Source organism: Acinetobacter kanungonis (assembly GCF_009939195.1).
Lineage (GTDB): Bacteria > Pseudomonadota > Gammaproteobacteria > Pseudomonadales > Moraxellaceae > Acinetobacter > Acinetobacter kanungonis.
This window is the reverse complement of sequence record NZ_JAACKC010000003.1, coordinates 53,170-67,007: the sequence shown is the minus strand read 5'-3', so window position 1 is coordinate 67,007 and position 13,838 is coordinate 53,170. Positions and strand designations below refer to the sequence as shown.

General features: G+C 44.7%; 13 protein-coding genes and 1 riboswitch. Of the genes, 8 read left to right on the top strand and 5 right to left on the bottom strand.

Annotated features, from left to right (window positions below; all coding sequences use genetic code 11):
* The first annotated feature begins 118 nt into the window (after nt 1–118).
* From GWK51_RS06565 to gluQRS, 6 genes are all read left to right on the top strand, one after another.
* Complete coding sequence (locus GWK51_RS06565; protein WP_216071726.1) at nt 119–1,177, top strand: hypothetical protein; 1,059 nt, start codon at nt 119–121, stop codon at nt 1,175–1,177.
* Nucleotides 1,178–1,282: 105 nt separating this feature from the next.
* A riboswitch (TPP riboswitch) is annotated at nt 1,283–1,401 on the top strand.
* Between the two features lie 108 nt (nt 1,402–1,509).
* Entirely contained in the window at nt 1,510–3,405 is a 1,896-nt protein-coding gene (gene thiC, locus GWK51_RS06560) for a phosphomethylpyrimidine synthase ThiC (RefSeq protein ID WP_100242565.1), read from the top strand.
* Nucleotides 3,406–3,481: 76 nt separating this feature from the next.
* On the top strand, nt 3,482–4,102 hold the full coding sequence (locus GWK51_RS06555) for an NUDIX domain-containing protein (protein WP_161933113.1): 621 nt from the start codon (nt 3,482–3,484) through the stop codon (nt 4,100–4,102).
* 10 nt (nt 4,103–4,112) lie between these two features.
* Nucleotides 4,113–4,922, top strand: a complete 810-nt coding sequence (gene cpdA, locus GWK51_RS06550; protein ID WP_161933112.1) for a 3',5'-cyclic-AMP phosphodiesterase — start codon at nt 4,113–4,115, stop codon at nt 4,920–4,922.
* 211 nt (nt 4,923–5,133) lie between these two features.
* Nucleotides 5,134–5,655 (top strand): RNA polymerase-binding protein DksA, encoded by a 522-nt coding sequence (gene dksA / locus GWK51_RS06545; protein ID WP_100242568.1) that lies wholly within the window; start codon nt 5,134–5,136, stop codon nt 5,653–5,655.
* 2 nt (nt 5,656–5,657) lie between these two features.
* On the top strand, nt 5,658–6,578 hold the full coding sequence (gene gluQRS, locus GWK51_RS06540; RefSeq protein WP_171519152.1) for a tRNA glutamyl-Q(34) synthetase GluQRS: 921 nt from the start codon (nt 5,658–5,660) through the stop codon (nt 6,576–6,578).
* Between the two features lie 89 nt (nt 6,579–6,667).
* Here the strand turns inward: gluQRS and ftsW are convergent, their stop codons facing one another.
* From ftsW to GWK51_RS06515, 5 genes are all read right to left on the bottom strand, one after another.
* Nucleotides 6,668–7,864, bottom strand: coding sequence for a putative lipid II flippase FtsW (gene ftsW / locus GWK51_RS06535; protein ID WP_100242570.1), 1,197 nt, complete (start codon nt 7,862–7,864; stop codon nt 6,668–6,670).
* Between the two features lie 23 nt (nt 7,865–7,887).
* The gene (murD, locus tag GWK51_RS06530) at nt 7,888–9,234 is read right to left on the bottom strand and encodes a UDP-N-acetylmuramoyl-L-alanine--D-glutamate ligase (RefSeq protein WP_161933110.1); all 1,347 of its coding nucleotides are present in this window, start codon (nt 9,232–9,234) and stop codon (nt 7,888–7,890) included.
* A 159-nt stretch (nt 9,235–9,393) separates the two neighbouring features.
* Entirely contained in the window at nt 9,394–9,648 is a 255-nt protein-coding gene (locus GWK51_RS06525; protein ID WP_161933109.1) for a DUF6587 family protein, read from the bottom strand.
* Nucleotides 9,649–9,668: 20 nt separating this feature from the next.
* Complete coding sequence (feoB, locus tag GWK51_RS06520; RefSeq protein WP_100242573.1) at nt 9,669–11,525, bottom strand: ferrous iron transporter B; 1,857 nt, start codon at nt 11,523–11,525, stop codon at nt 9,669–9,671.
* Nucleotides 11,522–11,785 (bottom strand): FeoA family protein, encoded by a 264-nt coding sequence (locus GWK51_RS06515; protein ID WP_100242619.1) that lies wholly within the window; start codon nt 11,783–11,785, stop codon nt 11,522–11,524. Before GWK51_RS06515 ends, feoB begins: the two co-directional genes overlap by 4 nt.
* Nucleotides 11,786–11,956: 171 nt before the next feature.
* On the opposite strand from GWK51_RS06515, the gene xerD reads away from it, so the two are divergent.
* Both xerD and GWK51_RS06505 read left to right on the top strand, forming a co-directional pair.
* Nucleotides 11,957–12,874, top strand: a complete 918-nt coding sequence (gene xerD, locus GWK51_RS06510; protein ID WP_161933108.1) for a site-specific tyrosine recombinase XerD — start codon at nt 11,957–11,959, stop codon at nt 12,872–12,874.
* A 104-nt stretch (nt 12,875–12,978) separates the two neighbouring features.
* The gene (locus GWK51_RS06505; RefSeq protein ID WP_100242575.1) at nt 12,979–13,794 is read left to right on the top strand and encodes a DsbC family protein; all 816 of its coding nucleotides are present in this window, start codon (nt 12,979–12,981) and stop codon (nt 13,792–13,794) included.
* Nucleotides 13,795–13,838: the final 44 nt, after the last annotated feature.

Below are 13,838 nucleotides of genomic sequence, written 5' to 3'. Positions count from 1 at the left end.
TTGGTAACCAAACTCCCTCACAATAGTACAAACCCAACGCATTTTTTAGGCTTAAAATAATGTTTTCTCTCTCCGCTTCTTCTAGGTCTACGTTCCAACGGTTGTGAAATTCAAGTTTATGCTTTCAATAAAACCCTGCTTTGCCTTGTTGTGCGGCATCTTGCTCTTTGGTTGCCAGCAACCTGAGTCTCCAGTGACTCAAGAACAACCGCCCAAACAACAGAAACAAGAAGCAGTTGTTGATTTGACTCTAATGTGTAAAAACCTGAAAAAGAATATGTCTGAGATCAACAATCAGCGCACTACGTTTGCCCTTGAAGAAATTAATCAAGATTTAAAAGTCTGCCTCCCCCTTTTAAAATTAAATGAACAGAAACAGCTATTAAAATTGTCGACCACGATGTACGACAATTTCCTAGAGGTCGAGCGCACACCGCAGCAGCAATTGGCTTTCGAGCAATATGCTTTTGATATGGCGCAGCATCCAACCATTCAACAAAGCCACTTCGAACAATTCTCTTTACGTGACCAATATCTGATTAAACATCAGGGGCAGGCCTATATAGAACTGATCGACCAAGGTGAAGGAATGCTCGCTTACCGCCGCAGCCCACAATATCTCGCGATTGTCTTTGCACCCTACATGCCTGAAGCAGAAAAAGCCTTTATCACTGAGCTGGCACAACAAAACATGCAAGCCCCGTTTCTGGATGGTGCCTTGACCATTGACCCACAAGAAATTGTGGCACGAGCATTGTTCTGGGAAAATTATTTACAGCAATATCCGCAAAGCAGCTATCGACGTGATGCAGAATATTTACTGCAGATGTATACCCATTTCCTGTTTAAGGGCATGAATAATTCACCTGTGTCTGAAAGCTATAGCGATCAAAGTGCGATTCGGAGTAGCAGCCTGTTTGAAATTGAAAAACTGGCGAAATTAAAGCAGTCGCATTTGGCATGGCAAGCCCAGCGCTTTCTGCAATTTCTGGATTTATCTGAGCAACAGCGCCAAACACAAATTCCAGTAAAACTGACCCCGCAACAAAAACAGTCAGGTCAAAACAACTTAATCACCTTAAAACAACTGGATCAATTTTTGGGTCTACCTGAACTGAATACGCGCTCACCTCGCGACTGTTTCCGCGATGCGATTTGCCTCGCTCCCGCCGCTTAAATCAAATTGTTTTTTATTGTTTGCAGCACAATCCCCATATTTTGACCCGCAATAAATGTCATCAAATATGCATGTGCATTTCCCAGATTGCATGCTAACATTTGCCCTAGCTTGACGGAGCGCGAGTAATGCCTCGCTGAGATTGTGCAGTTCTAAACATGAGCACAAGTACCGTTGAACCTGATCAGGTTAACACCTGCGTAGGAATCAAGCGCTCACTAAAACTGCCGCCCTCCGTCTATCTGGTGAATTTACCACTCGCATTTTAACCAGAAGACTTGCCAAGTTTTGGTCGTGCTTGATTCGTTGATGTCATTCATAAGGATCATGCTATGAACCAATTAACGAATCTTTCCCCTGCTGAAGTTTCAGCTCAACATGAGCAAGATGCAAAAGATTTAACTCGAATTTTACCTGCTTCAAGCAAAGTCTATATTGAAGGTTCACGCCCAGATATTCGTGTACCCTTCCGTGAAATTAGCCTGACCGATACCCCAACAGGTTTAGGTGGTGAACAAAACCTGCCTTTACGCGTCTATGACACGTCTGGTGTTTATACGGACCCGAATGTTTCGATTGATTTAAATAAAGGTTTACCTTGGGTTCGTCAAACATGGATTGAAGAACGTGAAGATACTGAAGTCTTAACGGGGCTAACCTCGAAATTCGGACAAGAACGTCTAAAAGACATTCGCACGGCTGAAATTCGTTTTGCGCATATTCAGAACCCACGTCGCGCCAAAGCGGGTAAAAATGTCACGCAAATGCATTATGCCAAGCAAGGTATTATTACCCCTGAAATGGAATATATTGCGATTCGTGAAAACCAGCGCCAACGTGAAGGCGTCGACATGCGTCAGCATGCAGGGCAAAATTTTGGGGCACAAAACTTACGCGAAATCACCCCTGAATTTGTCCGTCAGGAAATTGCGGCAGGCCGTGCCATTATTCCTGCCAACATTAACCATCCTGAAATTGAACCCATGATTATTGGGCGTAATTTCTTGGTGAAAATCAATGCCAATATTGGTAACTCAGCACTGGGTTCTAGCATTGATGAAGAAGTCGCGAAAATGACATGGGCAACCCGTTGGGGTGCAGACACCATCATGGATTTATCGACAGGTAAAAACATCCATGAAACCCGCGAATGGATTATCCGTAATTCCCCTGTTCCAATTGGTACTGTACCAATCTATCAAGCGCTTGAAAAAGTCGATGGCGTGGCTGAAGACCTGACGTGGGAAATCTTTAAAGACACCTTGATTGAACAAGCCGAACAAGGCGTGGACTACTTCACTATTCATGCTGGGGTGTTATTACGTTACGTCCCAATGACCGCCAACCGTTTAACTGGTATTGTGTCTCGTGGTGGTTCCATCATGGCGCAGTGGTGCTTGGCGCATCATCAAGAAAACTTCTTATATACCCATTTCGATGAAATCTGCGAAATCATGAAAGCCTATGATGTGTCTTTCAGCTTAGGCGATGGATTACGTCCAGGCTGTGTGCAAGATGCCAATGATGAAGCACAATTTAGCGAATTAAAAACGCTGGGTGAACTGACCCATCGTGCATGGGAACATGATGTACAGGTAATGATTGAAGGTCCAGGTCATGTACCAATGCACATGATTAAAGAAAACATGGATCTGCAATTGGAAGTCTGCAAAGAAGCACCTTTCTACACGCTTGGCCCACTCACCACCGACATTGCACCGGGTTATGATCATATTACCTCGGCCATTGGTGCAGCCATGATTGGCTGGTACGGTACGGCAATGCTGTGCTACGTCACTCCAAAAGAGCATTTGGGCTTACCAAATAAAAAAGATGTGAAAGATGGCATTATCACCTACAAGATTGCCGCACATGCAGCAGATTTGGCGAAAGGACATCCTGGTGCGCAAGCCCGTGACAATGCCCTGTCTAAAGCCCGTTTTGAATTCCGTTGGGAAGATCAGTTTAACTTGGCCTTAGACCCAGACACAGCGCGTAGCATGCATGATGAAACCATGCCAAAAGAAGCACATAAATCTGCACACTTCTGTTCGATGTGCGGCCCGAAATTCTGCTCAATGAAAATCACTCAGAATGTGCGAGATTATGCGCAAAATCAAAAAAATGCGTCTGCTTCAGAAGCAATAGATTCAGAAGTAGAATCAGGTCTAGAAGCGATGAAAAACGCCTACCATGAACATGGTCAAAAATTGTACCACAAGGTGTAATTGGCTAAAAAAAAGATTTGTGTTCAGAAAAAACTCCGTTAGGATGAAATAGTCATTTTCATCCTGACCGAGCTTTATGAATATTATTAAACGAGCCACGTATAACAGCGACGAAGTAGACATTCTTTCTCGAGAATATTTATTTCGCGGCTTTATTCAGGTTGAAAAAGTCAGCCTTCGGCATCGTTTATTTCAGCAAAGCGACTATACCTCTGTCATTCATCGGGAATTGATTCAACGTCCTGAAGCGGCAGGGGTTTTAATTTATAATGATCAACAACAAAAATTCGCTTTAATTGAGCAATTTCGTATTGGCGCAATGGATGATCCAGATTCACCTTGGCAACTGGAAGTGATTGCAGGTGTACTCGATGGTGATGAATCACCTGAAAGCTGTATTCGCCGTGAAAGCCTAGAAGAATCAGGGTGTGAATTGCAAGCCTTGCAACATCTGTTTAGCTTTTACCCTTCTGCGGGTGCTTGTGCTGAACTATTTCATTTATATAGTGCAGAAGCAACATTACCAGAACAGGGTGGAGTTTTTGGCGTTGCGAACGAAGGTGAAAATATCCAACTGCATATTTTAGATTATGCAGACATTCGCAGCCTGTTGACCAATGGTCGGCTCAGAAATGCGCCTGTCATCATGGCATTGCAATGGTTAGAACAACATATTAATACAATAAGGAATGTCTAAGGGGAAGGACATGACTTTGAAACAATCACATGACCAGCCACAAGGCTGGACCATCATACAGATTTCAGATACACATTTAATGAATCAGGACGATTTAGAATTTGTGCATATGAATCCTGAACAAAGTTTTCATCGCGTGATGGCACAAATTCAACATGAATATCCGCATGCGCATGCTTTGATTCATACGGGTGATTTGGCACAGGTGCCTGCGCCTGAGACTTATCAGCGCTACCTGAGCTTTATGCAAGGCACAGGCTTTGCGCATTATCAGGTGCCTGGCAACCATGATAGTGAGGAATTCTTTCCATTTCATGACCAGCAAAACAAAGTTCATGCCATTTCCATGGGAAATTGGTGCTTAGTGCTGTTAAACAGTGCCGTCAAAGGAAAGATTGATGGCTGGATTGGAACCGAACAATTACAGCAATTGGATCTGATTCTGAATCAGCATGCCGAGCAACACATCTTGATTGCCTGCCATCATCATCCTTTTGAAATGCAGTCACGCTGGATTGATCAACATATTCTGAAAAACACGGAACATCTGACCGATGTCTTGGACAAGCACAGTAATGTGAAACTGGTGCTTTGCGGGCATGTGCATCAAACTTCGGAAAATCAATGGCATGGCATTCATTTTCTGTCCACCCCATCAACCTGCGTACAATTTAAACCTCACAGTGATGACTTTGCGCTCGATGACGAAGCGCCAGGTTATCGTGTCGTACATTTAAAAGCCAATGGTGAGTTCAGCACTCAAGTTCATCGCACCCAGCCCATACAGAAAAAAATAAATATTGAAATTACAGGCTACTAACTTTTCATTTCATTTTATTTCCATTATGTTATGGCTGCTAAATAAAAGGTGATAGCTTAAATCGAAACATCAAAGACTATCCAGAACTGAAAAAAGTCTATATGATGACGACCCCTGTGGAACAATCTCCGCATGGGCGGTAGATAAAAACACTTGCATATCACCATATTTTTTGCGTATAGATGTACGTATATGATGAGGAATGCCCTATATGGCGAATGACAACCAAACCCAAGTCTTGGATGAAGATGTTGTAGATGACAAATCTACTAAGCGCGTACGTAAAGTGAAGCCGAAGGCAACAGAAGGTGGTTCTACTGCGAGCTTATTTGGTATTGAACCTTATCAGCCAAAAAAGAATGAAGAATACATGTCTGAAGGGCAGCTTGAGCATTTCCGTCAGATTTTATTGGCATGGAAAGCTGAGCTCATGTCTGAAGTGGATCGTACCCTCAACACCATGCAAGACGAAAATACTGCATTGCCTGACGTAAATGACCGTGCAACGCAAGAAGAAGAATTTGCAATTGAATTAAGAACACGTGACCGTGAACGTAAATTGATTCGTAAAATTGAACAATCGATTGAAGCCATCAAAAATGATGACTACGGTTTCTGTGAAACTTGTGGTATCGAGATTGGTTTACGCCGTTTAGAAGCACGCCCAACAGCGACTTTGTGTATTGATTGCAAAACTTTGGCTGAAATCAAAGAGAAGCAAAATAACGGTTAAGCATGTTATTCAATAATCCTCCCCTAACCCCTACTTTCACCAAGGAGGGGGACAACAGGATGGCTTATGTGGGTCGGTTTGCGCCATCGCCAACCGGCCCTTTGCATTTTGGCTCCTTGCTCACCGCAGTAGCCAGCTATTGTGATGCCAAGGCACAACAAGGACAGTGGTTGGTTCGGGTCGAAGACACCGATATTCCACGCATCTATCCGGGTAGTGAACAGCATATTTTACAATGCTTAGACGCCTTTCAGCTTTATCCTGATGCCGAAATCATCTTTCAGAAAGATCGCTTGGCGCTGTATGAAGCTGTGCTTGAACAGTTAAGAGCAGCCCATCACGTCTATGCCTGCGCCTGCACCCGTAAAATGCTGGGTTCCAATCATATCTATGCAGGAACTTGTCGTGATTTAGGTCTGGACTTTGAACATCAAGCCATTCGCATCAAGGTTGAAGACCAACGCATTTGCTTTCAAGACCGTCTACAAGGTCAACATTGTTCCAATTTAAAAGCGGATTTAGGTGACTTTGTCCTGAAACGTCGTGACGGCATTATCAATTATCAACTCGCCGTTGTGGTGGATGATTATTTACAAGGCATTACCCATGTGGTGCGCGGTGCAGACCTGCTGGATAATACCGAACGTCAAATTTGGTTGGCGCAGCTTTTAGGCTACCCTCGCCTGAATTACATGCATTTACCACTCGCCATGAATGATCAGGGACAAAAACTGTCAAAACAGAACCTCGCACAGGCCCTAGACCCAGCACAAGCACCAGCATTATTACAACAAGCATTACAGGCTTTGCATCAGCCCGAAGTGGATCTCGACCGACCTGAAGTAATGCTGCAACAAGCCGTGGCACAGTGGAATACTGAGCTGATTCCACATAGTATCGAATTAGAAGGACATTACCTCTAAGTTCCAATAAAAAAACTCCAGTCACTTTGGACTGGAGTTTTTTTAAATGAAGCATTGTTTGCAATCTGACACTTAACAATCCAACGTTATTAGAAGCTTGATTCTTCCTTACTCGGATTGATGTCTTGTGTAGTGGCATCGATTTTCAGAATTAAACTGATCATCACCGCGCACATAATTAACGAAGAACCACCATAACTAATAAACGGCAAGGTCAGACCTTTGGTCGGTAACATGCCCATATTCATGCCTGCATTGACCAGAATTTGCAGCAAGAAAATGATACTGATGCCATAAGCCAAATAGCCCGCACGCAAATACTGATTGCGGAGCGCACGATGACCAATCTTGATACAGCACACCAGCATACCAAATGACAGCAGCAACACCACGGTAATCCCAAGAAAGCCAAATTCCTCCCCCAATACCGCCAACATAAAGTCGGTATGTGCTTCAGGCAAATACGACATCTTCTGGATACTGTGACCCAAACCGACCCCGACCCATTCACCACGACCAAACGCCATCAAAGCATTGGAAAGCTGATAACCTGCGCCCAATGGATCATTCCATGGATTAGAGAAGGACATCAAACGTTCAAAACGATAGGGTTCAAATACAATCAGGAAGAAGAAGGCAATCAGAATCGCACCAAGCGCGATACCAAATTGAATCACGGGTGCACCCGCCAAAAAGAACACACCCAGCATCATCAATACAATCACCACCGTCGCCCCCAAGTCAGGCTCAGCAATGATCAGGCCCACCGTAAGGATCATGATGGCAGCTAAACGTACCAGACCTTTGACGTTATTTCGTACTTCTGCGGCACGCCGCACCACATAGTCTGCAGTAAAGATCGCCATCATCACCTTGGCAACCTCGGTGGCTTGCAAGGTAAAGCCTGCAATACGAATCCAACGGGTTGAACCGTTTACTTCCGTCCCGATCACCAACACCGCAGCAAGCAATGTAATGGTGATGAGCCACAGAGGAAAAGTATTATTGAACCATACATTCAGTGAAACCCGATATGCCAAAAAAGCTGCGACAGCAGCCACCACAATGGAAATAGCATGACGGACCACATAATGGAAAGGATTCTCCATCATCCGATCAGCATACGGCATAGAGGCCGAGGCCACCATGATGGAACCTAAACACAGTAAGGCAATCACACAGAAAATCAGCACATTACGAGCGGTAAATTCCGCTGGAATTCTTGGACTGACACGGTCATAGACTTGCTGAACTTTATTGATCGTTGTCTGAGCTAAACCCGCCATACAACTCTCTCCTTATCATTCTTTTAAGTTAGAGCATTCACACAATCGACAAACTGATGACCACGATCACCATAACTTTTAAACATATCAAAACTTGCACAGGCTGGAGACAATAACACCACATCATGCGGCTGTGTATGGGCTTGGCACAATGCGACCGCTTCTTTCAGCGTCGCAGCATGCAAGATGGTGGTGGTTCCTGCAATCGCCTGTTCAATCTGTTTGGCATCTTCACCAATCAATACAGCCAGTTTGCTGTATTTCGCCAATGAATCTTTTAGTGCAGTAAAATCCTGCCCCTTGCCTTGTCCACCCAAGATAATCGTCACTTTGCCGTGCTGAGCTTCAATCGCTGCCCCCAAACCATCAATCGCCGCCAAAGTCGCGCCAATGTTGGTGCCTTTAGAATCATTATAATAACGAACCTGATTCACTTCTTTGACAAATTCACAGCGATGTTCCAAGCCTTTAAAATGCTTCAAGGTATTTAGCATCGACTCCAGTGGTAAGCCAATCGCCTCACCCAAAGCCAAACATGCCAAGGCATTCGCGACATTATGTGTCCCTTGAATATACATGTCCGAGCTTTTCAATAAACGCTCACGACCACGTGCCAACCAGATGGTGCCATCATCATCTTTAAGAATGCCGTATTGATTCAAGTCAGGTGCATTCAGACCAAAGCTTTGTAATGGCGTAACATCGGGTACCAATGGACGAGTTAAAGAATCATCACGGTTATACACTACTTTTTTCACGCCTTGGAAAATGCGGTGCTTGGCTTGATGATAGCCCCACATATCGCCATGACGGTCTAAATGGTCTTCACTCATATTCAGCACCACCGCAACCGCTGCATTCAAGTTCGACGTGGTTTCCAACTGGAAACTGGATAATTCTAGAATATACAGCTCTGGATCATCTTTGGTTAAATCCAGTGCTGGACGTCCCAAATTACCACCGACAGCCACTTTTTTGCCTACCTCTTGCGCCATTAAACCAAATAAGGTCGTCACGGTACTTTTCGCATTCGAACCCGTAATCGCGACAATCGGCTTGTCCGTGGCACGGCGTAAAATTTGAATTTCACTGACCACGGGAATTTGCTGTGCAACAGCCGCTTGAAGTTCAGGAAGTTGGAGATCCAAACCTGGGCTGACAATAATTTCTTCGGCTTGTAGTAACAATTCTTGATCCAATTGACCAAAACTGGTTTGTACCTCGGCAGGAATCTGATCATGTCCTGGAGGAGTCGCTCGTGAATCTGTTACTGCAACGCGGTAGCCATTTTCATGTAAGAAATTTACTGCTGCAACACCTGAAATTCCCAGTCCTGCAACGACTTTTAATCCACCACGTTGTATTAACATTTTTGCCCCATGTTTTGGTTGATTGGTAAAACTGACAAAATGTTAGCACTTTGCTGTTTTGAATGCTTTTTCTGTTTTGACTTTCTCTCTGTTTTTTTGTGTCAGCGCGTAAAAAAGCCGTCAAATTTGACGGCTTTTTTGTGATATGGGGGAAATTGCTTATTTCCACTTCACGGCTTGAATTTCAGCATTCTTATTGGCATTAGGGGCATCGTCTTGGCTACAGCCACAACCGCCACCACAGCCTGCGACAGGCGCAGGTTTAAGCCATTTCGAAACAGTATTCCAGCCCTGCTTTTGCGTCTGTTCTGCGAGCACTCCAAAGGTTTTATTGGCGGTTTTCGGAAATACTTTCTTAAACACCACCACTGTGCTCCACAGCACCAAGACTGCAACAATCAGAATTTCAACCATGTTCAGAGTCTCCTCTCAGATTAACCGAAATAGTGCGAGGCAATTTGATAGGTCAGGAATGACATCAAATACGCCAAGCCAAATAAGTACGCAGTCATAAAGCTCACGGTTTTCCATGAACCTGTTTCACGACGTACCGTTGCCAACGTTGCTAAACAGTGCGGTGCATAAATAAACCAGACTAGTAATGACAAGCCTGTAGCCAATGACCAGCCCAGATCACTATTTCCGCTGATCAGTGCGGCCAAACCTTGCGACATGGCATCATCATCTACCGCAGATAAGGCATACACGGTGCCTAACGCGGCTACCACCACTTCACGTGCCGCCATGGCAGGAATCAAGGCAATACAAATCTGCCAGTTAAAGCCAAGTGGAGCAAAGATTGGCTGCATCACATGCCCCAACATCCCCGCGAAGGAATAGTCGATTTCAGGCATGGTGGCGCCCACTGGCGGTTGCGGGAACGTACACAGGAACCAGAGCAACACGGATAAGGCAAAGATAATCCCACCGACGCGCTTCATAAAGATTTTGGTACGGTCCAACAAACCAATCCACACGCTTTTTAAATCAGGGAAACGGTAGCTCGGTAACTCCATCAACAAGGCATGTTGCGACTTATCTTTCTGGAAAAATTTCAAGACAAATGAGACTGCTAAAGCACTGACTATGCCTGCCATATACAACGCGAACAGCACCAGACCTTGTAGATTGAAAATTCCCCATACGGTTTGCGCAGGGATAAAAGCGGCAATCAACAAAGCATATACCGGCAGACGTGCCGAACAAGTCATCAGTGGCGCCACAAAAATCGTGGTTAAACGATCACGCGGGTCACTGATACTGCGGGTTGCCATAATCCCGGGTACGGCACAGGCAAAACTGGACAGCAAAGGAATAAAAGCACGACCACTCAAGCCTGCTTTAAACATCAGTTTATCGAGCAAGAACGCTGCACGTGGTAAGTAACCCGACTCTTCCAACACCAAAATAAAGAAGAATAGGATAATAATCTGTGGCAAGAACACCACGACACCACCCGCACCCGCAATAATGCCATCGACTACCAAGCTATTCAGCAGCGGATGGGCAATATTGGCACCCACCACCTCACCCAACCAGCCAAACAGACTTTCAATACCATCCATAAAAGGCGCTGCCCAAGCGAATACTGCTTGGAAAATCACGAACATCATCACCGCAAGGGTGACCAAGCCGAATACAGGGTGCAGGAAAATACGGTCTAAAAAATCTGAACGCTTATCTTCTTGATCGGCATATTGCACCACATCATGCAAAATCGTAGCGATTTTCTGATGATGCGAACCTTTTAAACCACTGAGTTCAGTGTGCGGTACGGCATATTTCGCCTGATCCAAGGCATTTAACAAGTTTTCAATGCCTGCATTACGCACTGCAACTGTTTCTGCCACGGGAATACCCAAGCGCTCAGACAATTTTTGGGTATTGATCTGCATGCCACGACGGCGTGCTTCATCCATCATGTTCAGTACCAATAGAATTGGACGTCCCAATTCGATCATTTCCAGTACCAAACCTAAATGCAGTTTCAAGTTAGTGGCATCTACCACACATAAAAATGCATCCTGATGACCTTCTTCGGCAATTTTGCCTTGCACCACATCACGGGTGATGGCTTCATCAGGACTGGTCGCATCCAGACTATAGGTACCTGGCAAGTCCAAAACACGGACAGGCTTGCCTGAAGGCAAAGAGAATTGCCCCATTTTACGTTCAACCGTGACCCCAGCATAGTTGGCCACTTTCTGACGGGTTCCCGTTAAATGGTTAAATAAAGAGGTTTTACCGCAGTTAGGATTCCCGACAAGGGCAATACGCAACGCATCACTCATGCAGGTGCTCCTTCCATATCAACTTCAATTTTGGCTGCTTCAATTTTTCTGAGTGCGAAACGGGTAAATCCGACCTGAATTAAAATCGGATCGCCACCAAAAATACCTTTAGTCACCACCTGAACCGAAGTCCCAGGGACAAAACCCAAAGTCTCCAAACGGCTGGCCACAAGGTCGGTCTGAGCCGCATCACCATCCACCTGACGTTTGACGTTACGGATGATGGCTGTTTGCTTGACTTTCAAATCAGATAAAAGCACCGCACTAAACCCTATAATATTTTCTGTAGTATACAAGCAAATGAGAATAATTACCAAATAAGGTTTGATTCCAATTCGCATTCACTTTATACCACAAGGTCAATCCAGAAAAATGTTGTAAAATTAGTTAAGATGCTCGTTCTAAATCGGTTTCCTGAATCTGAAGCGAAGATGTTAAATAAAAAACCTAGAATACCTACACCTGTCCAAATTCCAGAAAAACTCAGCTTTCTTCAGGGTTTCCGTGATTATTTAATTGCCCAGACCGTCAGTCCACACACCCGCAATGCCTATTTATCCGACCTGATCCAATGCAGCGAATCCCATTCAAAAGCCTTGATTGACTGGCAAAGTGAAGACATTGCCGATGTCTTACTAAGCCTGACCCAACAAGGCAAAAGCCCGCGCTCTATCGCGCGTAGCCTGTCCGCTCTGCGTTCATTTTTTAAATTTTTAAGAGAACAAAAGCTACGCAGTGACAACCCTGTGGCCAGTCATCGTACCCCGAAAATTGGACGTGCCTTACCCAAAGACCTTTCAGAACAAGATGTTGAAGCATTGATTCTTGCACCAGACACCAATACCGCTTTGGGCTTACGTGATCGCGCCATGTTTGAAGTCTTGTATGCCTGTGGTTTACGTGTATCAGAATTGTTAAATTTGCGCTTAGAACTGATTAACCTCAAACAAGGCTACTTACGGATTGTCGGCAAAGGCAATAAAGAGCGTTTGGTTCCCTTGGGACAAGTCGCTTGCCAATGGATTGAAAGTTATTTGGCTCAAGCCCGACCGAGTCTGTATAAATCGGCAACCGACTATGTGTTTCTAACCCAGCAAGGCGGGATCATGAGTCGGCAAAACTTCTGGTATGCGATTAAACGTTATGCCCTACAAGCAGGCATTCAAGCCGAACTTTCCCCACATACCCTACGGCATGCTTTTGCCACGCATTTACTCAATCACGGTGCCGATTTACGCGTGGTGCAAGTGTTACTCGGACATAGCGATTTATCCACCACGCAAATTTATACCCATGTGGCACAAGTGCGTATGCAGCAGTTGCATGCCGAGTTTCATCCTCGTGCTTAAAGGCTAGATAGGCTTCACACAGTGCCCACCAAGAAATACAACGCGCTACATTTTTTTTTGCTATGCTAGCCTCCTGTTTTTATACCTAAAAGAAAGGGTTTTATATGTCATTTACCCGCACAAAATTATTGATTGCATGTACCTTGGCAGGCAGTTTCGCCCTCACGGCATGTTCCAATTCAAATAATGATGACAAAAAGCAAAACACCTTAACGGCAAGCGCCCCTGCAACTGGCGAAGCTTCTAACCTTTCCGAGCGCAATGCACAACAACGTTTAATCAAAACGCTGGAACAACATTTTAAAACTGCGGGTATTAATGCCAAGATTGTGGATGTCAAAGCAACTGAAGTCCCTAATCTATATTGGATTAATCTGGAAGGCATGAGCTCGGTTTATGCCACCAGTGATGGTAAGTTCCTGATTCAAGGTGATGTGATTCGTCTAGGTGACAAACAGCTACATAATGTCAGTGAAAATCTGCAAGCGGCTGCCAATAAGAAACATTTAGCCAGCTTAAAAACCGAAGACCTCTTGGTCTATCCAGCCCAAGGCAAAACCAAGCATGTGATTTATGTGTTTACCGATGCCAGCTGTCCGTATTGCCACAAACTGCATGAGCATATTCCTGAAATTACTGCCAAAGGTATTGAAGTCCGTTACATTGCATGGCCACGTGGTGAACAATTCATGCCTGCCATGGAAAGCGTCTGGTGTAGTGCAGATCGTCGTGCAGCATTTGACCAAGCGATTGCAGGTGCCCAATTACCGCCAGCAACCTGCAAGAACCCAGTTCGTGAGCAGTATCAATTGGGTCTGAATATGGGGGTAAATGGCACACCAGCAATCTATAACACCGAAGGGGTTTATTTAGGTGGATACCTCAGCCCTGAAGAATTAGACAAGCGCTTAAATAACTAATTTTTATTTGTTATTTTACTATTAGTTATAGGTGGAGATTATCT